We start from the raw sequence: 24,408 nt of genomic DNA, 5'->3' as shown, positions 1-24,408 counted from the left end.
AAGAGGAATGTAATCAGACGACAAAACATCGTAAACCACTTTAAGGAAACCGCCGTACACGTAAGTACATACGGTGGTGTGAGAGGGCGGGGGAGTAATCCCCCTACCTACTCGATTGGTAGCGAGACCGAGATTTGAACTCGGGACCTCAGGGTTATGAATCTGAAAACGACTTCTAACATCCTTTATTTACAGGTGCTTTCTATTTTGTTTTCAAATAAAAAATATGAATCGTATGCGTTTTAGTATTCCTAAAAGGTTATACAGATAGTGTGATGTCAGAAATTCTTATTACTAATTGATCTACACTGTTTTTTTTCATTGAATTAATTTTACCACCCCTTATTGATTCCTGATCTACGTTTGTAATCAGATGGCAACGTACTTGGGAATAATCTTTGTTATTTTTATTTACCAACATTTCTTGGGTAACTTCGAAAGAATATTTGTCAATATTTTTTGTTGTTGAAGACATCATTACACAGATATATAAACCATCCTGTTCAAAAACATCATCATTTGATATTATTATGGCTGGATGAGAGTCGGATGATTCGGAATATGGTAAATCGAAATAAACCATAATTATATCTCCTCTTTGAAACGCCATTAAACAGAAAGTAATTTAGACATATTTCTTTTATTCATGTCGGAAATTCCTTTTAATATAGTTTTATCTGTTTTTTCAACGGGGCTATTTTTATATATAGTTTTATGTAGTATGCTTTCCATTTTATAGATGGATTTAAGCATATACTTGTATTTCTCTTTTAATATTTGGTCTTTTAAATAGTCATCTTTATATAAATCCTCATCTATTTTATTTAACTTAGAAATCACCAGTTTTGTTCTTTCTAATAATTTAGCAGCTTCCGAAAGTTCAAGTTTTTCGCTGTAAGGATAGAAGCCTTCAACGGCTAAAATAAAATTATCTATGTCGTTGTATAGTCTCTTTTTTATTCCCTTAAACAAAATACCAAAAAAATTAGAAACGAAACTTATCCTTGTTTCCGTAACTACTGGTTTTGCAAAATGTTCTATGTTTAATGCTAATTGCATAATTTATTAATTGAGGTTACAAATATACAAAAACTATTCCATTGTGTTGTAACTTCTTAAAACCACATAATATAGTTTAGTAATCAAAATTAATCAACCCAAAATAGAAGATTACAGCCCCATAGGTTTTAAATTAACAAATAAACGTATGCGTTTCTGTATTTTTTATATAAAAAAGGTAGTTTTTTAGAATAAAAAAACCCTAACATATTGATGTTAGGGTTTTTGCTTTGGTAGCGAGACCGAGATTTGAACTCGGGACCTCAGGGTTATGAATCCTGCGCTCTAACCGACTGAGCTATCTCGCCATGATTTAGGGTGGATAACCATCCCTGAATGCGGGTGCAAATATAAAAATAATATTAGAGCTTGCAAGTATATTTTTAAGAAAAAAAAATATTTTTAAAAATGCTTTTTTTTCGGAGTTATATTCTATATATTTCACAAAAATTAAATGTAGCTCATGGATCAAAAAGTACGTTACGAAATCGAATTCCCTATAAATTCTTCGCCTCAATTATTATATCAATATATATCGACTCCTTCTGGTCTATCAGAATGGTTTGCCGATAATGTAAATTCTCGTGGAGAGTTTTTTACTTTCATTTGGAATGACTCCGAAGAAAAAGCTAGGCTTGCCTCTAAGAAGTCGGGTGAAAAAGTCAAATTCAAATGGGTTGATGAAAATAGTAAAGACACGGAATACTTTTTTGAATTACATATTTTAGTCGATGAACTTACAAAGGATGTCTCTTTAATGGTTATTGACTTTGCCGATAAAAATGAAGTTGATGAAGCAACACAGTTATGGGAAAATCAAATTTCGGATTTGAAACATCTAATCGGTTCAGTATAGTAAAATCATATTTATGACTTATATTTGCCGTAAACAAAATTTAGGGCTTTTTTATGATTAATTTTAATGGAACTATAGTGTCGCAGGATGCTAATATATTGACACAAAACCGCGCTTTTTTATATGGTGATGCTGTTTTCGAAACGGTTAAAATAATAGATAATAAAATTCTTTTTTTAGAAGATCATTATTTTAGATTAATGTCTTCTATGCGAGTGGTTCGAATGGAAATTCCCATGAATTTTACCATGGAATATTTTGAAGAACAAATACTTTCTCTCGTTAAAAATAATGTTTTAGCTGACTCGTCAAGAGCCAGAATTACCATTTATAGAAATGACGGTGGTTATTATTTACCACAAAATAATACAATTTCTTTTTTAATTCATGCAATAGCACTTGAAGAAAAGTTCTATTCAATTAACAAAAAAGAATATGAAGTTGATTTGTATAAAGACTTTTATGTGACTAAACAATTGCTGTCTTCCATAAAAACAACGAATAAAATCTTAAACATAACCGCTAGTATTTATGCAAATGAAAATGGATTAGACAATTGCATTTTGTTGAATGACAGTAAAAATGTTGTTGAAGCTTTGCAAGGAAACATTTTTATGCTACTGGGTAACAAACTCATTACACCGCCAGTTTCTGAAGGGTGTTTAAATGGTGTTATGAGAAAACAAATTCTGGGTTTGGCCAAAAAAATAGAACATGTAGTAGTAGAAGAAGTAATTTCTCCATTTGATCTTCAAAAAGCAGATGAATTATTTATTACAAATGTTATAAAAGGCATACAGCCTATTACAAAATATCGTAAAAAGGAATTTACAACTAAATTAGCAAATGTATTAGTTGAAAAGCTTAATGAAGCGGTAAGTGGTGTTTAATTTAAATAAGGGTTTTCTGGAGCATTGGACCAAATGAGATATTCTCCACCTAATTCCATAATTTGTTCTTTCCAGAAATGAGCCGCTGATTTTCCTATGATTTTATTCTCATAATTATTTTCAGTGATAATCCAAGAATTACACTCCATTTCTGTTTCCAGTTGGTCTTCTTCCCAACCGGTATATCCCAAAAAGAAGCGAATATTGTTTTTACTTATTTTTCCGGAATTGATGAGTTCTTTTGTAGATTCAAAATCTCCTCCCCAATAGATGCCATTTGAAATCTCGACGCTATTAGGAATCAACTCAGGAATGTCGTGAATAAAATAAAGATTGTCTTGTTCTACTGGTCCTCCATTGTAGATTTTGAATCTTGCGTCAATATCTGGTATCAGGTCGTGGATGGTATATTTCAAAGGTTTATTGATAATAAAACCAACAGAACCATCCTTGTTATGGTCCGCTAATAAGATTACTGATCTGCTAAATGATAAATCTCCAAATATAGAAGGCTCTGCTATAAGTAGATGTCCTTTTTTTAATTTTTCTGAAATCATAACGCTAGTTTTTTTTATTAAATTTAAGAATTAAATTTTGATAATTCCAAACAAAGTCGTTTAAATGCATAAAAAAACCTTCCATCTGGAAGGTTTTGATTATATTGGAAAACTTAAATTAGTTTACCGCTCCTTCTAATTCTGCACCAGCTTTAAATTTCACAACATTTTTAGCTGCGATTTGGATGGTTTTTCCTGTTTGAGGATTTCTTCCGTCTCTGGCAGCTCTAGCCGAAACTGACCATGATCCGAAACCTACTAAAGATACTCTTCCACCTTTTTTCAAAGTACCGCCTACATTTCCTAAAAATGACTCTAAAGCTAATTTTGCTGCAGCTTTTGTAATTCCTGCATCAGCAGCGATAGCATCGATTAATTCTGATTTGTTCATAATAAATAGTTATTAATTGTTGGTTAAAAAAATTGTTAATACACAAATTTAGTAGGAAATACGTTCCTTGCAAGCGTTTTGTGTTATTTTAGTTTGTTTTGTTAATAACTTATTTTTTTTGTTCATAAAACAAAGGCTATTTCTTGTTAAAAGCATCTAAACACCCGTTTTTACTGATGTTAATAGACTTTTGCGTTTTCAGAAAAAGACATCCCATTTAACAATTCTACTGTGCTTATTCTCTTTTTTCCAGGAAATTGTAAACTTAATACCTGAATGAATCCATTTTTTACTGCAATTCTCATCTCTTTTTTGCTACAAATCAAACTCCCAATGGTGTAATTGTGATGTTCGGAGATGATTTTTGCTTCATATATTTTTACATTCCACTCTTCATTTTTGTCTCCAAAAAAACACCAAGCCGCGGGATAAGGACTTAAACCTCGAATCAAATTATTTATTTCTGAAGCCGATTTTGTCCAATCTATTTTACAATTCTCTTTATTTAGTTTATAGGCAGTTTTTATATCAGCATCATCTTTCTGGATAATTGTAGTTACATTTCCTTTTTCAATCATCTCCAAAGTGGCAATAACGGTCTTGCTTCCTAAATCAATTAATTGATCATGTAATTGTCCCGCATTTTCATTTGCTGCAATTGGTATTTCCGAACTTAAGATCATGGCGCCAGTATCAATTTTATCATCGATAAAAAAAGTAGTCACGCCTGTTTTTGTTTCTCCATTTATGATTGCCCAATTTATAGGTGCGGCACCGCGATAATTGGGTAGGAGTGAAGCGTGAAGATTAAATGTTCCTAACGAAGGCATTTCCCAAACTACTTTTGGCAACATTCTGAACGCAACAACGATTTGTAAATTAGCGTTCAACGATTTTAATTCCGATAAAAAAGTTTCGTCTTTAAGGTTTGCAGGCTGTAATAAAGTAAGATTATGGGCCAAAGCATATTCTTTGACTGCCGAATATTTTATTTTTTGTCCACGACCAGCAGGTTTGTCTGCGGCTGTAATAACACCAACAACCTCATAGTTGTTTTTGATTATAGTATCCAGAATTCCAACAGCAAATCCCGGGGTTCCCATAAAAACAATTCGTAATTTTTCCATTATGATTTTAAAGTGTATTTATTGTTAGGTTTCACAAGTATAATATTGTTCTCTAATAAATGTTGTAGAACAAAGATAACATCGTCCGGGCTGTCTTTAGTTCGATTTTGTATGTCTCGGGAATTTAAATCTTCTGTTTGCAATAAAGCAAAAATCTCTTTTGAAAGTGAAGTCACATCCCTTTTCTTATTTTTTTTAGTAATGCAATAGGAGCAAATACCACAATCAACATCTGTCTTTTCGCCAAAATAATTCAAAATCAATTTGCTTTTGCAAACTTTTTTCTCATTAATGTAATAGAGTACAGATTTGAGTTGTTCTTTTTTTAATTCGTTTTGATTTTCTAAATATTTAGCAATCCTGTTGATTGTTCTTTCATCTTCACGAATTTCATTGAAAATTAATGTGGCATCATTATTTTTTGAATGATACTCAATAATGTCTTTTTCCTTCAATTTATTTAAAACGGCTTGTATTTCAGAAGCTGTATGATTCGATTTTTTTACAATCAATTGTAAGTTGAAAGCAGTTTGCATTTCATAAATTCCTGGATACGTTCGCAATATTGCTAAAATAATTTCTTCGTCATTAGGGTTCAAACTCATATAACGGATTACTTCTTTGGAAGGAATAAGAAATTGTAGCGTGATTTTTTCTGAAAATTCTTGGGACAGATTAATAATGCCTTGTCTATCCAGAAACTGCATGGCATTGTAAGTTTTCAATGTTGGGAACTCATACTTTAAACAAAAATGATGTAAATTGAACGTAAATTGTTCGTTGATTCCTTCTCCATAAGCAATCTGAAAATAATTACAGAGTTTGATATACATTTGATTCAAAAACTTTTTATCAGGAAGAATATTTATAAACTGATTTTCTGTCTGAAGTATATCGGATGGGCTGGTTAATAAGGCAGCATATGCTTTCTCGCCATTTCTTCCCGCTCGTCCCGCTTCCTGGTAATAATTTTCTAAATTTTCCGGAAGTTGTATATGAATGACTGTTTTTACATTGGCTTTATCAATTCCCATCCCAAACGCATTTGTGGCAACAATAACTTGCGCTTCTTCATTCATCCAAGACTGCATGTTTTTGTCTTTTTCTTTGGACGTAAGTCCGCCGTGATAATACGTTGCTTTGAATCCCAAGGACTGTAGTTGTGAGGAAATATCCAAACATGATTTTCTGTTTCTAACATATATTATGGAGGGCTGAGGATTTTTCTTCAGTATTTGTTCGATTCTAAAAAGTTTGTCTTCTACCTCAAAAACCATGTAGGCAATATTTTCCCTTGCAAATGATTTTTCGAAAACTTTAGGATTATGTAATCCTAAATCATTAATGATGCTTTCTTTAACTTTTGGTGTTGCAGTTGCGGTCAAAGCCAAGAAAGGGATTTTTGGAAAATGCTTTTTTAATCCTGAAATCTTCAAATAAGCAGGTCTGAAATCATGTCCCCATTGTGAAACGCAATGTGCTTCGTCAATGGTAATTAAATTTATAGGAAGGTTCTTTATTCTTTCGAGAATCCAATCCGATTGCAATCGTTCCGGGGATAAATACAGGAATTTATAATTTCCAAATTGACAATTGTCCAACAGGTCAATCATTTCATCCGATTTTATTCCGCCAGTCAATGCAATCGCCTTAATACCTCGCTTTTGCAAATTAGCGACTTGGTCTTTCATCAACGCCACTAAAGGGGAGATTACAAGGCAAATTCCTTCCTGCATCATTGCGGGAACCTGAAAACATATTGATTTTCCACCACCGGTAGGCATTAGCGCAAAAGTGTCTTCGCCATCTAAAACAGAATTTATAATTTCGTTTTGTAGCGATCTAAATTTGTTGTGTTTCCAATACTTTTGAAGAATTTGTAATGCTTCTGGCATAGATTTGAGTCCCAAAGCTTCGGGATTAGATTTTAATTTATACTTGGTGAAAAAACCGTAAATCCCAATTTGTAATTCTTAAATTATTTAGAAATTTTATCTAAGATAAAAAGAATTCTGTTATCAACACTATCTTTAGGTACTTCTATGAGTTCGTAACCATATTTTTCATAGGTAGTTACAAGATGGTTGTCGATATTTTTTGCTTGTTCAAAATTTTCATATCGCTCTGTATCACTAATATAGATTTCTTTCCAAGGTGGAAGAATGAAGATTTTAGTGTATTTATATTTTTGGCAAGCCAAATCAAAAAATGAAGGATAACTATCTCCGATGTAGTGCATATACGCTAAAACATCAGGAATGCCGCGATCAATGAAAACAATTTCATGTGGTTCTTCAAGTGCGCTTTGAAATTGCTTTTTCCTGCCTTCCAGAAGTAGTTCACTAAACAATAAGGGGTTTTCGAGAAACAATTGTTCGACACCCTGTTTTTGGGCTTCTAACGTTACTTGTCTGGAAATTTCGGGGTAGCAACAGTATCCATTAGCTATCAATCCGTCAATGATTGTACTTTTTCCAGTTCCGGGACCGCCAATGATAACTATGATTTCTTTCTGCACTTTTTACAAATAAGGCGCAAAATTACTCAAACTAAATGGAATTTTAAAAAAATGATTGCCGTAAATAATGGTATTTGACAAAAAATCATATTTCAAAATTCATAATTTACATTTGAAACCGTATATTTGCCTTTATTTTTAAATAGAAAATGGACAAGAAGACCGAAGAATTTTATGATAGATTAAAAGTGGAGTTGGACATGAGTAATACCTGGCCAGCAGAATATTTGTTTAAATTTATTGTACCTACTGAATGTGATAATGTTGAACGTGTTGAGTTGGCTTTTGATTGTATGGGTGCGGTTATAAAAACGACAAAATCCAGAACAGGCAAATTTACAAGTATATCTGTTGACGTAACCATGAAAGATTCACAAGAAATAGTAGATAAATACCTAGAAGTTTCTACAATTAAAGGTATTATTTCCCTGTAATATAATAAGTTTTTGATGCATACAAATCGAATGATTTTAAATCTTCGAAAAAGAGGCATATTTAGATCAAAAAAATATACATTCGAATATGAATTCAAAATATATAAAAGAAAACGCGAACGATACAGTCCATCATTTGGAATATAATGCAGAGAGATCGCATTTAATTATTCCGGAATATGGCCGTCATTTGCAGAAATTAATTGATCAGGCGACTAAAATTGAAGATGATGTAGAGCGCAATAAAGCGGCAAAATATATTATTCAAGTAATGGGAAGTTTGAATCCTCATTTACGTGATGTTCCTGATTTTCAGCATAAATTGTGGGATCAGATTTTTATTATGTCCGATTTTAAATTAGTTGCTGATTCACCTTACCCAATCCCATCTCGCGAAGTTTTGCAATTAAAACCGGATGTTTTAAAATACCCACAAAATTTTCCAAAATACCGATATTATGGCAACAACATAAAGTATATGATTGATGTCGCTAATAAATGGGAGGAAGGCGAAATGAAAAATGCATTGGTAAAAGTAATTGCCAATCACATGAAAAAATCATATCTGAGTTGGAATAAAGATACGGTTAAGGATGATGTTATTTTCGAACATTTATATGAATTATCTGGAGGTAAATTGAATTTGCTTCAAAGTACAGAAGAACTTTTGAACACTACTGACTTATTACGAACTAATAAGCGAGTATCCAATAAAATTACTCCGGTTGGGCAACCAAAAATTCTAAGCAACAAGAATTTGAAAACGGGAAAACCAAAACCTTTCGTAAAAAACAACAATCCAAAATAAAATGGGGACTAAGTTATTTAGATTCTGAGTTGCTGCATTTACAAATTAGCAAAAACTTCGGAACCTTTGTGTCCTAAAACCTAAGAACCTTAAAAAAAGAATATGGGAATTTTCAAAATAGAAGGTGGCATTCGTCTAAAAGGAGAAATCACGCCACAAGGAGCTAAAAATGAAGCATTACAGATTTTATGTGCTGTTCTTTTAACTTCTGAAAAAGTGACAATTAATAATATTCCTGATATTATTGATATCAATAAGCTAATTACGCTTTTAGGAAATTTAGGAGTTAAAATCCAAAAAAATGGATCGGACTCTTATACTTTTCAAGCTGATGATGTTAATATACAGTATTTAGAAACAGAAGCATTTAAACAAGAAGGCGGTTCTCTTCGAGGTTCTATTATGATTGTAGGACCATTATTGGCTCGTTTTGGCAGAGGGTATATTCCAAAGCCCGGTGGAGACAAAATTGGTCGTAGAAGACTAGATACACATTTTGAAGGATTTATCAATCTGGGAGCGAAATTCCGTTACAATAGAGAAGATCATTTTTATGGTGTTGAAGCACCTAAAGGATTGAAAGGTGCTGACATGTTACTGGACGAAGCCTCAGTTACCGGAACAGCTAATATAGTTATGGCTGCAGTTTTAGCCAAAGGAAAAACAACAGTTTATAACGCTGCTTGTGAACCTTATTTACAACAATTGTGTAAGATGTTAAACTCCATGGGAGCTAAAATAACAGGCGTTGGATCTAACTTATTGACTATTGAAGGTGTTGAAAGTCTGGGAGGTTGTGAGCATAGAATTCTTCCGGATATGATAGAAATAGGTTCATGGATTGGATTAGCAGCCATGACCAGAAGCGAAATTACAATTAAGGATGTAAGTTGGGATAATCTTGGTGTTATTCCGAATACTTTTAGAAAATTGGGAATCACTTTGGAACGAAGAGGAGACGACATTTATATTCCTGCTCACGAAGATGGATATGAAGTAAAAACAGATATTGATGGTTCTATTCTTACTATTGCTGATGCGCCTTGGCCAGGATTTACCCCTGATTTATTGAGTATTGTTTTAGTAGTAGCTACACAAGCAAGAGGTGATGTATTGATTCATCAAAAAATGTTTGAAAGCAGATTGTTTTTCGTAGACAAGTTAATTGATATGGGAGCAAAAATTATGTTGTGTGACCCGCATAGAGCGGTAGTTATGGGACATGATTTCAAATCACAATTGAAAGCAACAACCATGTCTTCACCGGATATTCGTGCCGGAATTTCATTATTGATTGCAGCTCTTTCTGCTAAAGGAACAAGTACTATTCAGAATATTGAACAAATCGATAGAGGTTATGAGCGAATTGATGAACGATTAAGAGCCATTGGTGCTAATATTATTCGAGCTTAATAATCTAAAATTGATAGAAAAATAATCGTTTAAACAATCCTCTTGAATGAATCAATTCAAAATTCGAGGGATTATTTAAACGATTTTTAATTTTATTAAATCATTACAAAATACAATGTCAAACGAACAAACTGCAATTAAAGCAACTTATTTTAGCATCGTAGGGAACATCTGTTTAGCGATTATAAAAGGGTTAGCGGGTTTTTTTGGAAATTCATATGCTTTAATTGCAGATGCGATCGAATCTACGACTGATATCTTTTCCTCACTTTTAGTATTGTTCGGAATTAAGTATTCGAATAAACCGGCAGATCAAAATCATCCCTACGGACATGGCCGTGCTGAACCATTAATAACTTTTTTGGTAGTAGGTTTTTTGATTACTTCGGCTACAATCATTGCCTATGAAAGTATTATTAATATTAGTACACCTCATGAATTACCAAAGTCCTGGACACTTTTTGTTCTTGGAGCTATAATTGTTTGGAAAGAGTATTCCTTTCGGTTAGTGATGAAACGCAGCAGAGAAACGAATAGTTCTTCATTGCGGGCAGACGCTTGGCACCATAGAAGCGATGCAATAACATCGGTTGCCGCATTTATAGGAATTTCTATTGCATTGATTTTAGGTAAAGGATACGAATCGGCCGATGATTGGGCGGCGCTTTTTGCATCAGGATTTATCCTTTATAACAGTTATCTGATTTTCAGACCTGCTCTGGGAGAGATTATGGATGAGCATCTGAACGATGATTTAATTGATGAAATTAGAAAGGTTTCATTTCAAGTAGATGGAATTATTGATACGGAGAAGTGTTTTATACGTAAATCGGGTATGAAATATCATGTAGATCTTCACGCCCGTGTTGATGCCAATATTACGGTAAAAGAGGGACATGAATTGGCCCATAAACTAAAAGATACTTTAAGACAAGAAATACCTGAATTAGGACATGTTTTGATTCATGTAGAGCCCAATGAATAGATTTATTTTATACTAATCCCAAATTGAATCTTTTGATATTTATAAAAGCTAAAAAAGACACAAGAAAATTAACTCTTGTGCCTTTTTTATTTGGTTGGAAGATTTTACTCTAAAATATTTAAAAATTTAAGGCCAAAAATTACACCATCACCTTGAAAACCATTTTGGTAGGAACGAACATAATCTACACGAAACATTTTAAATTTGCCAAAACCAAGATTATCCAGGCCAACTGTAAATTCAGTATAAGGTTTAAGATTTGGGGTAGATAGAGAATGAGCACCTAAAATTAATGTTGATTTTAATTTATTCAGTAGCGGGATTTTATTCATAATATACCCTTCGTCATTGTACTCTGCATGTGCTTCAAAATAGCGATCATTCGTACTGTTAGAATAATAAGGCAATATATTGAACACATTTAAATAGCGCTCAGTTTGACCAATGTGTGTTTGATTTCCATTAAAATGTTTGTAATCGACAAAGGAGATGTTCTCACCATTGAAAAATTTTCCGGCTTTCAAATTCAATCCTATATTTCCTTTATTTCCTAATGCTGCCTCATAATTTAAGCGTGCATTTACATGATCAAATTCATATTTCTTTTCATTAGCTGCGAATCCTTTTTCATAGCCTAAATACAGCGTAGGGTATATTTCATTTCTTATATTAAACTTTCCATCTGGGCGAGAGGAGTATTTATTACCAAAATTGATTTTTGCATTTAGATTTATTTTCATCAAATGATGTTTTTCAAAAACGGGAGTGATAAAATCATCTGGTGCTAATGGGTTATTAGAAGTATATAAATTTTGTTTATTAAAATATGAAAAATCTGTAGTGTTGAATAACGGTTTTCGCTGTTGGTATTCTATTTTTCCGTTTAGGTTTACCCCATTGGCAATATCTTGACTATAACCTATTGTTGCAAATTCTAAATTATACAGTTTCATATAATTATTTTTAAATGCTAAAGAACTAATAGTATTTATTGCTTTGCTGATGGGTTGTTCTGCATTAAATTGTTTAACAGTATTTCCTCCTGTCAAGTATAAGGTTCCATAATCCTGATTGTTGAATCGATGAATAAATGAGCCTGTAGCGCGCAAGCGATCATCCGAAAAACCGTAATTTAATTTTGTGCTTATGGAGGTGTTTTTACCTTTTTCCTGATTTTTCCAGTTGGTGTATCTAAAACCAGTATCAAAATTATATCCTTGAACGGTATTAAAACTTAAGGACCCCAGATTTAATAATCCTTCATAACTAAAAGAGTGTTTCTCTGTACTATTTTTATAAGTGTAACCCGTTAATATTTTTTGTATTTTGAATTTATTCCCTTTAGCATCGATAGAATCTAAATATTTTTTAGAATTACGAACTTTGTAAATACTATCTTTTCGAATGTAATCGTTGCTTTCTTCGAATGTTAAAGGAATAGGTCTGTAGTTGTTCCAAAAAAGACTGTCTTTTTTGTTTGAATTTATTTCGACACTGGTAATTTCATTTGTAAAAGTTTTTTTAGCAAAAGAGTTTACAAATTCATAATTACTATAAACATAGTTGTATTTCCCCGTAAATTTTATACCAAAAGCTCCAGCTGTAATTTCCAGACTTTGCGTATTTTTTGCCCAAATCTTGCTGTTTCTGTTATAACTAAAGTTTTGTTTTAATGTCATGACATCTACAAATTCCTCTTTCATTCGGTATCCTTTTATATCTAAATGTACAGCATATATTGCCCAAGAATCCTCAACAATATAAATGTAGCCTTCAAAAACGGGTTCGCTATCGCGTTTTGGAGTAACCTTGATTTTATTGATCATTTGATTATTCTCATCGTAAAATGTACTTTCTAACTTGTATTTATAATAATTGAAAGCATTATTCGCTATTGGAGAAATCATATTAACTTTAAAATCAACTGTATTATCATAGAAATCATAAAAAGAAGATCTGGCCGTATTATAACTGTAATCATTATCTCTTCCGCTTACTTTTGATGCAGTTACTATTTCTTTTAAATTATTTGGCTTTTCAAAAGTTATTTTAGAAAAGGTTTCAGACAATGAGATAATGCCCGTTCCTGTTGAATCTAAGGATCCATCCATATCACCAATTTTTTGACCGAATATTTTTTTAGGGGCATTTTTGAGTTTGAAAATTCCTCTAGAATAAAAATCAGCTTTAAAACGAGCTGTTTTTTCGGTATTTTCTTTTTTGCTGGCTATTGCATTTTTTATGATAGCAATGGCAGGATTTATTTTGGTATTGATTACAACTTCATTTAAAGAATAACTTTCTTCTGCCATTTTTACATCCAAAGAATAAGGAAATTGTTCAGTTTGAATCGCTACTTTTTGTGCTTTAAAACCTAAATATTGGAATATTACGGTTTGATTTTCTGTTTTCTTCAAGTTTAGTTCATACTTTCCTAACTCATTTGAGGTTGTTCCATTATATGTTTCTTCTTGAAAAATGGTTACAAAAGGTAGTGGATTCCCTTTTTCGTCAGAGACAGTTCCCTTTATTTGTGCATTGTTGGTAATTGAGATCAGGGAAATTAAAAGTAAGCAGTATTTTTTCATGAAAGTTTTTTCTTTCACAAAAATATAAGAAGTTTAAAAAGAGGATACTAATTCTTTGTTAAACATTCATAAGATTATTTTGCTCCAATATTGAAGTTATAAAAAAGACTGTATGGCTAGTTCATAGCTTTTTAGACCAAATCCTAGAATAACCCCTTTTGCATTACCTGAAATATAGGATTGGTGACGGAAACTTTCACGAGAAAAAGTATTTGAAATATGGACTTCAATTACTGGGGTTGTAATGGCTTTTATTGCATCACCAATACCTATAGAAGTATGTGTGTAAGCACCTGCATTTAGAATTATACCATCATAAGAAAAACCAAACTCCTGAATTTTATCTATTAATTCCCCTTCAATGTTGCTTTGGTAATAGGTTAGTTCAACTTGTGGATATTTTGATTTTAGAGTTGTAAAATAGTCTTCAAAAGTTTGACTACCATAGACCTCTGGTTCTCGTTTACCCAAAAGATTAAGATTTGGCCCGTTGATGATACTTATTTTCATAGTTGATGTTTTGGTAAAAATAAAAAAACCGTTCCAATTTAAAGAACGGTTTTAATAAATTTATTTTTTTTATTGTTTTCTAGAATTTAAAACCTGCTGAAATTTGAACTACTGAGTTCTTGGTTTGTGCCTCTTTTGATACTTCTGTTAGTCCTAATACATAACGAGCTTGCAGGAAAAAGTTTTTTGTAATATCAAATCCTAAACCTCCAACAGCGGCAAAATCAAAAGTTTCTGAATCTTCAACATCAAATTCTTTTCTTTCACTCAATAAAAATGATGCTTGTGGGCCAAGATCAAGACTCACCGTTTTATTCAAATGAATTTTTGCCAATACAGGAATGGACAAATAACCCAATTCATTTCTGAATTCTTCAACAGCATTTTTGTACGTTGCTCCTTGAGTAGAATACAACAATTCGGGTTGAATGGAAAAACCTTTTATTAGTTTAATTTCGGCAACTAAACCGGCATGATAACTGGTAATAGCGTCTGTTTTGTAATTAGTGCTGTTTATTGTAATATCTGTACCTGTTTGATTGGCATAATTTAAACCAGCTTTTATTCCAAATTTAACTAGTTGAGCTTGCATATTACCTGAAATAGCAAGAAGTAAAACGGTGACTAAAATTGTCTTTTTCATAATGTTGTATTTAATTATTGTTCTTAATTTGAATGTACAATATAAAACTCTTAAAGTAAATATATATTACAATTTTATGTTTTTTACTTATAATATTCACTTAATTTAAATTCAAGATAATAATGTTTTTAAGCTTTTAATTAGGCATTTTTTTGTGTGTAAAATAATTAGTTAAATTGTAATTAATTAAAAATCAATGAGTTAAATCTTATTTTTTGTTGTATTTAAACGGATTAATTTGGAAATCAACGAGTTTTATGGTTTAAAAGGAAATCCCTTGTTTGATTTTTTTAACTTTAAGCATACAAATTTTAAATAATAAATCATGAAAAAAATTATTTTAACAGTAGTATTAGTGTTCGCATTTGGATTTGTGAATGCTCAGGAAAAAGAGGACATGTCATTTGGAGCTAAAGGAGGTTTGAACATTTCCTCAATTACTAATGCTGATCAAGATGGTGTAAATTCAAACTCTTTAGTAGGATTTCACATAGGTTTTTTCGGAGAATTTATGATAAGTGATGAATTCGCTATTCAACCTGAATTGCTATACTCTACACAAGGAGTTAAATTAGAATTTGAAGGCGATAAAGGCGATTTGAAATTAGACTATATCAATATTCCAGTTATGGCTAAATATTATGTAGCTGATGCTTTTAGTCTTGAATTAGGCCCTCAAATTGGTTTTCTAGTATCTGCCAAAGCAAAATCTGGTGGAGATTCTGTGGACGTTAAGGATGACACTAAATCAATAGATGTAAGTTTGGGTTTTGGTGCCAATTATAATTTTGCTGAAAAATTTATGTTGGGCGCACGTTATAATTTAGGTTTAACACGAGTGCAAGAAGATTTATTTCCAGGGGAATCTGAATCAAAAAATTCTGTTTTCCTAATTTCTGTAGGTTACAAATTTTAAAATTTTTATAAATACAATATTCTATGCCTCCCAATTCGGGAGGTTTTTTTATGTGAAAATGCTTCGACCTTAAAAAGGTGTTGTGGAATTATAGTGTTGATAAGTATGTTTGCAATTTATATTAGTAAGAATTTTACGAGCTTTATTTTTTGTATTTTTATTTCAATTAACAATTAACAATTAACAATTAACAATTAACAATTAACAATTAACAATTAACAATAAAAAATGAAAAAAGTAATTTTAGCAGTATTTATCGCATTGGCTTTTACCAATGTTTATTCACAAAAGCAGGGTGGGTTTAGAGTTGGGTTAGATTTAGGATATACAGTCCCTTCAAATGGTGGGGGAGGTATATTGTTTTCTATTGAACCAAAATACAATATAAAAGAGAATATGAACATCGGTTTGCGAATTGGTGTTGCTGCAATGATTCGTGATATTCAAGATAATGGAGATGGGAATACTACCAGTGCTAAAGTTTCGGCTAATGGTTCGTACGTAGGAACTTATGATTATTATTTTAATAAAGCTGGAAAATCTTTTGTTCCTTATATTGGTGGTGGAGCAGGATATTATTCTATTGCAAATGTAGAGTTTAATGATGCCAATGATTCGAATCAAATGGCAATAGATGCAACTGGTAAAATGGGAGCATTATTACGTGGAGGATTTGAATGGGGTAAATTCAGAATGGGATTAGAATATAATTTGGTGCCAAAATCTAATTTGCAGGATATGAATGGTAACAATTTAGGGACAGTTTCAAATACTTATTTAGGAATTCATTTAGGATTTTATATTGGTGGAGGTAAATGGAGAAAATAATATTTTTCATTTACTTATAAAGTTAACCACGTTCAAAGCGTGGTTTTTTTATGTCTAAAAAATGCTTTACTTTGGGATATGAATTGGAATACATATATAAAAAGTTATCAGTCCTATTTAAGAATCGAGCGTGGTTTGTCAAAGAATACTATTGAAAATTATTCTTTCGATATAGAACGTTTGTGTCTTTTCCTTGAAAAGAATGGAATAGCCATTTCTCCAATACATATTGATGAGGAAACAATTCAGCAGTTTATTTATGATGTTTCAAAACAAGTTAATCCACGTTCACAAGCCAGAATCATTTCGGGACTTAAAAGTTTTTTTAGCTATTTAATATTTGAAGACTTTCGAGATAATAACCCTTTAGAATTGATTGAAACGCCTAAAACAGGTCGGAAACTGCCTGATACTTTATCTGTTGATGAGATCGATACTCTTATTTCTGCCATTGATTTAACCACTAATGAAGGGGAACGTAATCGTGCCATGCTCGAAACGCTCTATGGTTGTGGGCTTCGGGTTTCTGAATTAACAGCTTTGAAAATTTCAGATTTATTTTTTGAGGAAGGTTTTATTAAAATCACAGGAAAAGGTAATAAACAACGTTTTGTGCCTATTGGAAATTTAACTCAAAAATACATTCAAATTTATAAAGATACGATGCGAATCCATTTGAATATTAAAAAGGGATTTGAAGATACGTTGTTCTTAAATAGAAGAGGAAATCAATTGACACGAGCTATGATTTTTACGATTATTAAAGATTTGGCTACCAAAATAAATTTAAATAAAAATATTAGTCCGCATACGCTACGGCATTCTTTCGCTACGCATCTTCTCGAAAACGGAGCTGATTTGCGCTCCATTCAATTAATGTTGGGTCATGAATCGATAACTACAACAGAGATTTATGTTCATCTTGACAGGAAGTTTTTAACGCAGGTAATTAATACTTTTCATCCCAGAAAAAAATCAGATTTCAAATAACAGTATTCATATGGCAGGATTAAAATTGTAAAAAAAAAGACTTATCGATTTTGAATCAATAAGTCTTACAGTTTTATGTGTTTTTTATTCCTCCCCTTTGGGGGAGGTTAGGAGGGGATTTACTTCGCAATATTCACCGCTCTGGTCTCCCTGATTACAGTTACTTTTACTTGACCGGGATAAGTCATTTCTGTTTGAATTTTTTGTGATATTTCAAAAGATAAATTTGCTGCATTTTCATCAGAAACTTTTTCACTTTCTACAATAACACGAAGTTCTCTACCCGCTTGAATAGCATAAGCATTTTTCACGCCACTAAATCCGTAAGCTACTTCTTCTAAGTCTTTTAGACGCTGAATATATGAATCCAATACTTGTCTTCTTGCACCTGGTCTTGCACCTGATATTGCATCACAAACTTGAATAATCGGGGATAATAACGATTTCATTTCAATCTCATCGTGATGCGCTCCAATTGCGTTACAAACCTCTTCTTTTTCACCGTATTTTTCAGCCCACTGCATTCCTAATAATGCGTGTGGTAAATCACTTTCGGCATCTGGAACTTTACCAATATCGTGTAATAAACCAGCTCTTTTAGCTAGTTTTACATTTAAGCCAAGCTCAGCGGCCATAATTCCACAAAGTTTAGAAACTTCACGGGAGTGTTGTAGTAAATTTTGCCCATAAGAAGAACGGTATTTCATACGTCCCACAACTTTAATCAATTCAGGATGTAAGCCGTGAATTCCTAAATCGATAACCGTACGTTTACCAACTTCTATAATTTCATCGTCAATTTGTTTGGCTGTTTTCGCAACAACTTCTTCAATACGTGCCGGGTGAATCCTTCCGTCAGTTACCAATTTGTGTAATGCCAAACGAGCTATTTCTCTACGTACAGGGTCAAAACAAGAAAGAATAATAGCTTCTGGTGTATCGTCTACAATGATTTCAACTCCAGTTGCAGCTTCAAGGGCACGGATATTTCTACCTTCACGACCAATAATTCTACCTTTTACGTCATCTGATTCAATATTAAAAACAGATACGCAATTTTCTACCGCTTCTTCTGTTCCAACTCTTTGAATTGTATTAATGATAATTTTCTTGGCCTCTTGTTGTGCGGTCAATTTAGCCTCTTCAATGGTGTCTTGAATATGAGACATCGCTTTGCTTTTAGCTTCTGCTTTTAATCCTTCTACCAACTGATTTTTAGCTTCTTCAGCAGATAATCCAGAGATTACTTCCAGTTGTTGTAATTGGCTTTTGTGTAATTTGTCTACTTCAGCCTGTCTTTTATCTAAAACTTCTACTTTAGTGGTATACTCTAAAGTTTTTGATTCAAAATCATCATTAACTTTTTTTGCTTTAGACAATTCATTAGAGATTTGAGATTCTTTGTCACGAACTCTTTTTTCTATTTCTGCTACTTTTTTGTCACGAGAAAGAATTACTTGCTCATGCTCTGATTTCAATTCGATAAATTTCTCTTTTGCTTGAAGAATTTTATCTTTTTTTATGTTTTCGGCTTCAAGATTGGCATCTTTTAGGATCGATGCTGCTTCTTTTTTTGCGTTTTTAATCAAGTTAGAAATATTGCTTTTCTCTATAATTTTGGCTACTCCAAACCCCCCTGCAATACCTATAAAACCGGTAATAATGATCGTTAATATGTTGTCCATGTTTGTTAAAATTTATATATAAAAAAGCCTACATTAGGGTAATTGAATAAACTCGGAAAGACAAGTTTTGAGCTAACTCACTGTTCAAGTTTCCTCGCCGGAGCGTGGCATGCTTTAGTAGTGATGATTTGCTCATTCTAAATTGTTAGTGTTGAGTTTACCAAATATGAACTAATGTAGGCAGTATCTTAGTCTTTGTAAAGAACGTTTAATTGTCGAGATATTGATCTAAAACCGCATTGATTTTTTTTAATCTTTCAATGGTTGCTTCACCATCAATTGCATTATCAATTTGTTTTTGTTCTACTTGCGAGGCAAACTGTAGCGCACACATGGCTAATACATCTTGCTTGTCACGAACAGCATAATTTTCTTCAAATTGCTTTATCATTACATCAATTTTCTTTGAGGCGCTTCTAAGTCCTTCTTCCTGAGACAATTCGACCGTTAACGGGTAAACTCTGTCTGCGATTGATATTTTAATTTTAAGCTTATCGTCCATATTTATTATTAATCTGATAGTTGTGCTATACAGTAATCAATTTCGCGAATTAATGAATTTATTTTAAGCTTTGTATCTCTTTTATTATCGTCACTGCCTAATAATGTATTAGCAATTTTGAGTGTTTCACATTGCGTTTTTAGCGCTTCAATCTCTTGATATTGAGTTTGTATGGTTGCTGCAGATTTCGTTAATTCAATTTTTAAATCTTGATTGATTTTCTCCAAACCTTTCAGTTTGCTGAAAAGTTTTTCAACCTTATTTTCAAGAGTATCAATTATTTCTGCAATTACACTCATTATTAATTCTAATTCATTACTTAATCTTACAAAGTTAGTATTCCTTTTTATTATTACAATATTTTATTGATTTTTTTACGTTAAAAAAATTAATTATATGTAATTCAGTGCGTTGTGATTTGACTTCTTTTATGATTTTTTATTAACTACTTTTTTTTATCTTAGCAAAAATGAACCTCCATGAAAATTTTTATATTTCTTATATTTTTTTGCCCCGCCCTTTTTGCCCAAGTGGACTATCCCAAAGATTATTTCAGTCCGCCACTTGATGTTCCAATGCAACTTTCAGGAAATTTTGGTGAATTGAGACCCAATCATTTTCATGCAGGCTTTGATTTAAAAACGTTACAGAAAGAAGGATTAAAGGTTTACGCTGTTGCCGATGGGTATATATCAAGAATGAAAATTTCCACTTTTGGTAACGGAAAGGCAATTTATATTACTCATCCTAACGGGTATACATCAGTATATGGGCATTTACAAAAAGCAAATGATCCTATTGAAAATTACATCAAAAAAGCCCAATATGCCTTAAAATCTTTTGAAATCGAGTTGTTCTTAAAGCCAGATGAATTGATTGTTAAAAAAGGGCAAGTAATTGCTTTTTCAGGAAATACAGGTGGTTCTGAGGGACCGCATTTGCATTTTGAATTTCGAGATACTAAAACGGAGAAAATTATTAATCCTATGTTTTTTGGATTTGATAAGAATATTAAGGACACAAAAAAACCTCTTATTTCAGGCGTTTATGTATATCCTTTAGATACAAAAACTTCGGTGAATCATTCGAAGCGTCCTTTGTTGCTTAATTTATCATTACAAAAAAACGGAACCTATCTGTCTGAAAAAGTGGTTGCCAATGGAAAAATAGGTTTTGGTATTACGGCTTTTGATTATGATGATGTTTCTTTCAATAGTAATGGAGTATTTAAGGTGCAGTCTTTTTACAACGGAAAACCAAATTTTGGTTATCAATTTGGCACCTATTCTTTTGACGATATGCGTTATGTAAATGCACTGATCGATTATTCGAAGTATAAGAAAACGCAGCAAAGAGTCCAGAAATTATTCATGAAAAATAAGTACGGATTAAGCATTATTCAGACTGATGAAAACAATGGAATCATTTCTGTAGTTCCTAACTTGACTTCTATTTATCGAGTTGAAGTTTCAGATTTTTTTGGAAATAAAAGTACGGTTTCCATTCCTGTTCAATATGATTTATTATCCACCATTATTGAGCAAGAGCCTGTTGTGTCTAACTATTTTGTGAGAGCAAACAAAGACAGTAATTTTGCCAAAGATAATATGTCAGTTTTCTTTCCTGCGGGGACGTTTTATGATGATTTTGATTTGAATTTTGATGTGAAAAATGATACTTTATTCCTTCATGAGGACACTGTTCCGGCTCATACTAATTTTACGATTTCTATAGAAGACAATAAATACAGCGAAACTCAGAGAGAGAAAATATTTATAGGTTTAGTCGAAGGTAAAAAAGTGACTTATAATCCAACGTATAGAAAAGATAGTGTTTTTAATGCTAAAGTAAAAACGTTGGGAAAGTATGCTTTGGTTATGGATACTATCATGTCCAAAATTACGATAGCTAAACCAATCGAAGGAAAATGGTTGAGTGATCAAAAGACGATTCAACTGACTATAAATGACGAATTATCAGGAATAAAATCCTATAACGGCTATTTGAATGGAAACTGGGTATTATTCGAATATGATAATAAAACTAAAAAAATAACGCACAATTTTAGTGATGGTATAGTGGCTGAAGGTGCCAATGATTTAAAAGTAGTTGTAACAGATAATGTAGGAAATTCAACTACCTTTGAAACTCATTTTTTTAGAAGTCAAAAAAAATAAAAACCAAACCATTTGAGTGCTAATAAAGTAATATTTGTTTTCTTTTTTTTCTGTTTTGGGTTTGCTGCATTGGCACAATCCGCTAGAATAAAAGGAATTATTCTTGATAAAAATAACCAAGCTGTAGCTAACGTTAATGTTTCATGTCCTGGTAATACTGCCCAATCCAATCCGAATGGTTTTTTTGATTTAAGAGTTCCCGCTAATCAAAAAGTGACGATTGTTTTTACCCATATTTCCTTGAAAAAGGTTACGGTTTCGATTGTTTTAAAAGAAAATGAAGAACAGGAGTTCAACTTGGTGATGAGTGATTACCAGGAGCAGATGGGCGAAGTTATCGTTATTGCAAAAAACAGAAAAAGAGTTCAGGGAATTACCACAATTGAGCCTGAAGTTATCCGAAAAATTCCCGGAGCCAATGCGGGTATCGAAAATATTTTGAAAACATTGCCTGGAGTGAATTCTAATAATGAATTGAGTACGCAATACGCCGTTCGTGGAGGAAATTATGATGAGAATTTGGTTTATGTCAATGAGATTGAAGTGTATCGTCCCTTTCTGATTCGTTCGGGGCAGCAAGAAGGATTGAGTTTTATCAATACCGACTTGGTTCAAAATATTGATTTTTCTGCCGGAGGTTTTCAGGCGAAATTTGGAGACAAACTATCTTCGGTGTTAGACATTACCTATAGAAAACCGGTCAAATTTGGCGCAAATCTTGAAGCTAGTTTTCTTGGCGGAAGCCTGTCCGTTGATGCCGTTTCCAAGAATAAAAAATGGTCGACAGTAACGGGAATACGTTACCGCAACAATAGTCTTTTGGTGAAAAGCCAAGAAACACAAACTAATTTTACGCCAACATTCGCTGATATTCAAACCAATGTAAATTATCAGGCATCGGCTAAATGGCAATGGAGTTTTCTGGGAAATATTTCTCAAAATAAATACCAATATCAACCATTGACCCGCCAAACTAATTTTGGAACCATTGATAATCCTATGGCACTTTCTATTTATTATGAAGGTCAGGAAAAAGACAAATACGATACTTATTTTGGAGCTATAAAAACAACATTTAATGCTTCTGATAACTTTACGTTGAAATTTATTGGATCCGTTTTTCATACTTTAGAACAAGAATATTTTGATATTTTTGCACAATATCGGCTGGGTGAAGTGGATACAAATATTGGATCTGAAACGTATGGTGATGTTTCTTTTACAAGAGGAATTGGGTCACAGCTAAACCACGCACGCAATGATTTAGATGCGTTAATTATAAATTCGGAAGTGAAAGGATTCCACGATTGGAAAGAAAACCAATTCGAGTGGGGAATCAAATATACACGGGAATCCATTCGCGACAGAATAGTGGAATGGGAAGTAATTGATTCAGCTGGTTTTTCCATAAATCCACCAATAATTATCTTTCCTAAAAATGATCAGCCATATACTCCTTACACAGGACCTTTAGTACCTTATCAGAATGTGAGAGCTACTAATTTCAATACGATTAATAGATTTTCAGGTTATGCTCAATGGAGTAGAAAAAAGAATATAGGCTCGAGTGAAGTTTGGTGTAATGCCGGAGTGCGAATGCATAACTGGGAAGTTTTCGGGGACAATGTAATGGGTAAATCTCAAGTTACTTTTAGTCCAAGAGTGCAATTTGCCATAAAACCGGATTGGGATAAGGATATGGTTTTCAGGATTTCGGGAGGGGTGTATCATCAGCCACCATTTTATAGAGAGTTGAGAGATGCTGATGGAGTAGTGCAGCCTAATGTTAAGGCGCAGCAATCGATTCATTTCGTTTTGAGCAACGATTATAGTTTCAAAATGTGGAATCGTCCTTTTAAGCTGGTTTCAGAATTGTATTATAAATCTTTGACAGATGTAAATACGTATACTATTGACAATGTTCGTATACGTTATACGGCTAATAACAATGCTAAAGGATATGCACAAGGACTGGATGTTCGATTAAATGGTGAATTTGTCCCTGGAACTGAATCTTGGTTTAGTTTTGGTTATCTTAAAACGGAAGAAAATAGCGAGAACAAAGGATACGTAGCCAGACCAACGGATCAAAGATTAAAATTTGGGCTTTTGTTTCAAGATTATATGCCTAATATTCCAAGTGTGAAGATATACCTGAATTTGGTTTACAATACGGGTTTACCTGGAGGCTCGCCTTCATATGCAGACCCTTATTTGTATCAAAATAGATTGAGAGATTATCGCCGAGCGGATGTTGGTTTTTCTAAAGTATTTATGGAGAATAATTCAGGGAATGGAAATAAGGGTTGGTTCAAAAGTTTTAAGGAGTTAGCTTTAGGGTTAGAAATTTTTAATCTTTTTGATAATCAAAACGCGATTACCAATACTTGGGTTAGAGATGTTTATTCAAAAAATCAATACGCAATCCCTAATTATATGACTACCAGGGTTTTTAATGTAAAATTGAGTGCGAAGTTATAAGAGAAAAGGAATATGAGCTTTTTTATTAAAGTTTTAAACCCTTTCTATAT

At 32.5% G+C, this 24,408-nt stretch carries 24 protein-coding genes and 1 tRNA gene; 11 read left to right on the top strand and 14 right to left on the bottom strand.

Annotation, left to right across the window (positions count from 1 at the left end; all coding sequences use genetic code 11):
* Window positions 1–259: 259 nt before the first annotated feature.
* The 3 genes from ACNO7W_RS10545 to ACNO7W_RS10535 all read right to left on the bottom strand — a co-directional run bounded on the left by ACNO7W_RS10545 (window position 260) and on the right by ACNO7W_RS10535 (window position 1,367).
* The gene (locus tag ACNO7W_RS10545; RefSeq protein WP_417938091.1) at window positions 260–610 is read right to left on the bottom strand and encodes a type II toxin-antitoxin system PemK/MazF family toxin; all 351 of its coding nucleotides are present in this window, start codon (window positions 608–610) and stop codon (window positions 260–262) included.
* Window positions 610–1,059, bottom strand: a complete 450-nt coding sequence (locus tag ACNO7W_RS10540; protein WP_417938090.1) for a hypothetical protein — start codon at window positions 1,057–1,059, stop codon at window positions 610–612. Before ACNO7W_RS10540 ends, ACNO7W_RS10545 begins: the two co-directional genes overlap by 1 nt.
* 231 nt (window positions 1,060–1,290) lie before the next feature.
* A tRNA-Met gene (locus tag ACNO7W_RS10535) sits at window positions 1,291–1,367 on the bottom strand.
* A gap of 155 nt (window positions 1,368–1,522) precedes the next feature.
* Here ACNO7W_RS10535 and ACNO7W_RS10530 point away from each other — a divergent pair.
* Window positions 1,523–1,915, top strand: coding sequence for an START-like domain-containing protein (locus tag ACNO7W_RS10530; RefSeq protein WP_143387973.1), 393 nt, complete (start codon window positions 1,523–1,525; stop codon window positions 1,913–1,915).
* A gap of 53 nt (window positions 1,916–1,968) precedes the next feature.
* On the top strand, window positions 1,969–2,805 hold the full coding sequence (locus ACNO7W_RS10525; protein ID WP_417938089.1) for an aminotransferase class IV: 837 nt from the start codon (window positions 1,969–1,971) through the stop codon (window positions 2,803–2,805).
* On the opposite strand, the gene ACNO7W_RS10520 is transcribed toward ACNO7W_RS10525, so the two are convergent.
* The 5 genes from ACNO7W_RS10520 to ACNO7W_RS10500 all read right to left on the bottom strand — a co-directional run bounded on the left by ACNO7W_RS10520 (window position 2,802) and on the right by ACNO7W_RS10500 (window position 7,398).
* Window positions 2,802–3,362 (bottom strand): YqgE/AlgH family protein, encoded by a 561-nt coding sequence (locus ACNO7W_RS10520; RefSeq protein WP_143387971.1) that lies wholly within the window; start codon window positions 3,360–3,362, stop codon window positions 2,802–2,804. The genes ACNO7W_RS10525 and ACNO7W_RS10520 overlap by 4 nt on opposite strands.
* 118 nt (window positions 3,363–3,480) lie before the next feature.
* Entirely contained in the window at window positions 3,481–3,753 is a 273-nt protein-coding gene (locus ACNO7W_RS10515; RefSeq protein ID WP_073017033.1) for an HU family DNA-binding protein, read from the bottom strand.
* Between the two features lie 179 nt (window positions 3,754–3,932).
* Entirely contained in the window at window positions 3,933–4,880 is a 948-nt protein-coding gene (fmt, locus tag ACNO7W_RS10510; protein ID WP_417938088.1) for a methionyl-tRNA formyltransferase, read from the bottom strand.
* Window positions 4,880–6,775 (bottom strand): RecQ family ATP-dependent DNA helicase, encoded by a 1,896-nt coding sequence (locus tag ACNO7W_RS10505; RefSeq protein ID WP_143387969.1) that lies wholly within the window; start codon window positions 6,773–6,775, stop codon window positions 4,880–4,882. Before ACNO7W_RS10505 ends, fmt begins: the two co-directional genes overlap by 1 nt.
* Before the next feature lie 83 nt (window positions 6,776–6,858).
* Window positions 6,859–7,398: an AAA family ATPase gene (locus tag ACNO7W_RS10500; protein ID WP_417938087.1), complete on the bottom strand. Its 540-nt coding sequence runs from the start codon at window positions 7,396–7,398 to the stop codon at window positions 6,859–6,861.
* Between the two features lie 149 nt (window positions 7,399–7,547).
* Between ACNO7W_RS10500 and ACNO7W_RS10495 the strand changes: the two genes are divergently transcribed.
* The 4 genes from ACNO7W_RS10495 (at window position 7,548) to ACNO7W_RS10480 (ending at window position 11,038) form a co-directional block, all read left to right on the top strand.
* Window positions 7,548–7,832, top strand: coding sequence for a DUF493 family protein (locus ACNO7W_RS10495; RefSeq protein WP_143387967.1), 285 nt, complete (start codon window positions 7,548–7,550; stop codon window positions 7,830–7,832).
* An 88-nt stretch (window positions 7,833–7,920) separates the two neighbouring features.
* Window positions 7,921–8,640: a DUF4290 domain-containing protein gene (locus ACNO7W_RS10490; RefSeq protein ID WP_143387966.1), complete on the top strand. Its 720-nt coding sequence runs from the start codon at window positions 7,921–7,923 to the stop codon at window positions 8,638–8,640.
* 102 nt (window positions 8,641–8,742) lie between these two features.
* Complete coding sequence (gene murA, locus ACNO7W_RS10485; RefSeq protein ID WP_143387965.1) at window positions 8,743–10,053, top strand: UDP-N-acetylglucosamine 1-carboxyvinyltransferase; 1,311 nt, start codon at window positions 8,743–8,745, stop codon at window positions 10,051–10,053.
* Between the two features lie 115 nt (window positions 10,054–10,168).
* Window positions 10,169–11,038, top strand: a complete 870-nt coding sequence (locus ACNO7W_RS10480; protein ID WP_143387964.1) for a cation diffusion facilitator family transporter — start codon at window positions 10,169–10,171, stop codon at window positions 11,036–11,038.
* A gap of 104 nt (window positions 11,039–11,142) precedes the next feature.
* On the opposite strand, the gene ACNO7W_RS10475 is transcribed toward ACNO7W_RS10480, so the two are convergent.
* The 3 genes from ACNO7W_RS10475 to ACNO7W_RS10465 all read right to left on the bottom strand — a co-directional run bounded on the left by ACNO7W_RS10475 (window position 11,143) and on the right by ACNO7W_RS10465 (window position 14,779).
* Entirely contained in the window at window positions 11,143–13,626 is a 2,484-nt protein-coding gene (locus tag ACNO7W_RS10475) for a DUF5686 and carboxypeptidase regulatory-like domain-containing protein (protein WP_417938086.1), read from the bottom strand.
* A gap of 96 nt (window positions 13,627–13,722) precedes the next feature.
* Complete coding sequence (gene aroQ / locus ACNO7W_RS10470; protein ID WP_143387962.1) at window positions 13,723–14,136, bottom strand: type II 3-dehydroquinate dehydratase; 414 nt, start codon at window positions 14,134–14,136, stop codon at window positions 13,723–13,725.
* 79 nt (window positions 14,137–14,215) lie between these two features.
* On the bottom strand, window positions 14,216–14,779 hold the full coding sequence (locus ACNO7W_RS10465) for a porin family protein (protein WP_417938085.1): 564 nt from the start codon (window positions 14,777–14,779) through the stop codon (window positions 14,216–14,218).
* A gap of 325 nt (window positions 14,780–15,104) precedes the next feature.
* Here ACNO7W_RS10465 and ACNO7W_RS10460 point away from each other — a divergent pair, with 325 nt between their 5' ends.
* The 3 genes from ACNO7W_RS10460 (at window position 15,105) to xerD (ending at window position 17,513) form a co-directional block, all read left to right on the top strand.
* Window positions 15,105–15,695 (top strand): porin family protein, encoded by a 591-nt coding sequence (locus ACNO7W_RS10460; protein WP_143387960.1) that lies wholly within the window; start codon window positions 15,105–15,107, stop codon window positions 15,693–15,695.
* Window positions 15,696–15,923: 228 nt separating this feature from the next.
* Window positions 15,924–16,523: an OmpA family protein gene (locus tag ACNO7W_RS10455; protein ID WP_143387959.1), complete on the top strand. Its 600-nt coding sequence runs from the start codon at window positions 15,924–15,926 to the stop codon at window positions 16,521–16,523.
* A gap of 78 nt (window positions 16,524–16,601) precedes the next feature.
* Entirely contained in the window at window positions 16,602–17,513 is a 912-nt protein-coding gene (gene xerD, locus ACNO7W_RS10450) for a site-specific tyrosine recombinase XerD (RefSeq protein ID WP_417938084.1), read from the top strand.
* Between the two features lie 119 nt (window positions 17,514–17,632).
* Here the strand turns inward: xerD and rny are convergent, their stop codons facing one another.
* The 3 genes from rny to ACNO7W_RS10435 form a co-directional block, all read right to left on the bottom strand.
* The gene (gene rny, locus ACNO7W_RS10445) at window positions 17,633–19,198 is read right to left on the bottom strand and encodes a ribonuclease Y (protein ID WP_314897254.1); all 1,566 of its coding nucleotides are present in this window, start codon (window positions 19,196–19,198) and stop codon (window positions 17,633–17,635) included.
* Window positions 19,199–19,406: 208 nt separating this feature from the next.
* Window positions 19,407–19,700, bottom strand: a complete 294-nt coding sequence (locus ACNO7W_RS10440) for a cell division protein ZapA (RefSeq protein WP_035667727.1) — start codon at window positions 19,698–19,700, stop codon at window positions 19,407–19,409.
* A gap of 8 nt (window positions 19,701–19,708) precedes the next feature.
* Window positions 19,709–19,999, bottom strand: a complete 291-nt coding sequence (locus ACNO7W_RS10435) for a hypothetical protein (RefSeq protein WP_143387955.1) — start codon at window positions 19,997–19,999, stop codon at window positions 19,709–19,711.
* Between the two features lie 180 nt (window positions 20,000–20,179).
* On the opposite strand from ACNO7W_RS10435, the gene ACNO7W_RS10430 reads away from it, so the two are divergent.
* Window positions 20,180–21,877 carry a M23 family metallopeptidase gene (locus tag ACNO7W_RS10430; protein WP_417938083.1) on the top strand — a complete coding sequence of 566 codons (1,698 nt, stop codon included), beginning with the start codon at window positions 20,180–20,182 and terminating at the stop codon, window positions 21,875–21,877.
* A gap of 12 nt (window positions 21,878–21,889) precedes the next feature.
* Window positions 21,890–24,358, top strand: coding sequence for a TonB-dependent receptor (locus tag ACNO7W_RS10425; protein WP_417938082.1), 2,469 nt, complete (start codon window positions 21,890–21,892; stop codon window positions 24,356–24,358).
* Window positions 24,359–24,408 lie beyond the last annotated feature (50 nt).

Origin of the sequence: Flavobacterium sp. ZB4R12 (genome assembly GCF_048276375.1) — a bacterium.
Classification (GTDB): Bacteria; Bacteroidota; Bacteroidia; order Flavobacteriales; family Flavobacteriaceae; genus Flavobacterium; species Flavobacterium gawalongense.
Note: the sequence above shows the minus strand (reverse complement) of the source record. Positions and strands in the feature narration are given on the sequence as shown.

What these genes read in the sequence shown, in the direction of transcription:
- ACNO7W_RS10545 (WP_417938091.1), bottom strand. Translation starts at nt 610, where the DNA reads ATGGCGTTTCAAAGAGGAGATATAATTATGGTTTATTTCGATTTACCA.
- ACNO7W_RS10540 (WP_417938090.1), bottom strand. Translation starts at nt 1,059, where the DNA reads ATGCAATTAGCATTAAACATAGAACATTTTGCAAAACCAGTAGTTACG.
- ACNO7W_RS10530 (WP_143387973.1), top strand. Translation starts at nt 1,523, where the DNA reads ATGGATCAAAAAGTACGTTACGAAATCGAATTCCCTATAAATTCTTCG.
- ACNO7W_RS10525 (WP_417938089.1), top strand. Translation starts at nt 1,969, where the DNA reads ATGATTAATTTTAATGGAACTATAGTGTCGCAGGATGCTAATATATTG.
- ACNO7W_RS10520 (WP_143387971.1), bottom strand. Translation starts at nt 3,362, where the DNA reads ATGATTTCAGAAAAATTAAAAAAAGGACATCTACTTATAGCAGAGCCT.
- ACNO7W_RS10515 (WP_073017033.1), bottom strand. Translation starts at nt 3,753, where the DNA reads ATGAACAAATCAGAATTAATCGATGCTATCGCTGCTGATGCAGGAATT.
- fmt (WP_417938088.1), bottom strand. Translation starts at nt 4,880, where the DNA reads ATGGAAAAATTACGAATTGTTTTTATGGGAACCCCGGGATTTGCTGTT.
- ACNO7W_RS10505 (WP_143387969.1), bottom strand. Translation starts at nt 6,775, where the DNA reads ATGCCAGAAGCATTACAAATTCTTCAAAAGTATTGGAAACACAACAAA.
- ACNO7W_RS10495 (WP_143387967.1), top strand. Translation starts at nt 7,548, where the DNA reads ATGGACAAGAAGACCGAAGAATTTTATGATAGATTAAAAGTGGAGTTG.
- ACNO7W_RS10490 (WP_143387966.1), top strand. Translation starts at nt 7,921, where the DNA reads ATGAATTCAAAATATATAAAAGAAAACGCGAACGATACAGTCCATCAT.
- murA (WP_143387965.1), top strand. Translation starts at nt 8,743, where the DNA reads ATGGGAATTTTCAAAATAGAAGGTGGCATTCGTCTAAAAGGAGAAATC.
- ACNO7W_RS10480 (WP_143387964.1), top strand. Translation starts at nt 10,169, where the DNA reads ATGTCAAACGAACAAACTGCAATTAAAGCAACTTATTTTAGCATCGTA.
- ACNO7W_RS10475 (WP_417938086.1), bottom strand. Translation starts at nt 13,626, where the DNA reads ATGAAAAAATACTGCTTACTTTTAATTTCCCTGATCTCAATTACCAAC.
- aroQ (WP_143387962.1), bottom strand. Translation starts at nt 14,136, where the DNA reads ATGAAAATAAGTATCATCAACGGGCCAAATCTTAATCTTTTGGGTAAA.
- ACNO7W_RS10465 (WP_417938085.1), bottom strand. Translation starts at nt 14,779, where the DNA reads ATGAAAAAGACAATTTTAGTCACCGTTTTACTTCTTGCTATTTCAGGT.
- ACNO7W_RS10460 (WP_143387960.1), top strand. Translation starts at nt 15,105, where the DNA reads ATGAAAAAAATTATTTTAACAGTAGTATTAGTGTTCGCATTTGGATTT.
- ACNO7W_RS10455 (WP_143387959.1), top strand. Translation starts at nt 15,924, where the DNA reads ATGAAAAAAGTAATTTTAGCAGTATTTATCGCATTGGCTTTTACCAAT.
- xerD (WP_417938084.1), top strand. Translation starts at nt 16,602, where the DNA reads ATGAATTGGAATACATATATAAAAAGTTATCAGTCCTATTTAAGAATC.
- rny (WP_314897254.1), bottom strand. Translation starts at nt 19,198, where the DNA reads ATGGACAACATATTAACGATCATTATTACCGGTTTTATAGGTATTGCA.
- ACNO7W_RS10440 (WP_035667727.1), bottom strand. Translation starts at nt 19,700, where the DNA reads ATGGACGATAAGCTTAAAATTAAAATATCAATCGCAGACAGAGTTTAC.
- ACNO7W_RS10435 (WP_143387955.1), bottom strand. Translation starts at nt 19,999, where the DNA reads ATGAGTGTAATTGCAGAAATAATTGATACTCTTGAAAATAAGGTTGAA.
- ACNO7W_RS10430 (WP_417938083.1), top strand. Translation starts at nt 20,180, where the DNA reads ATGAAAATTTTTATATTTCTTATATTTTTTTGCCCCGCCCTTTTTGCC.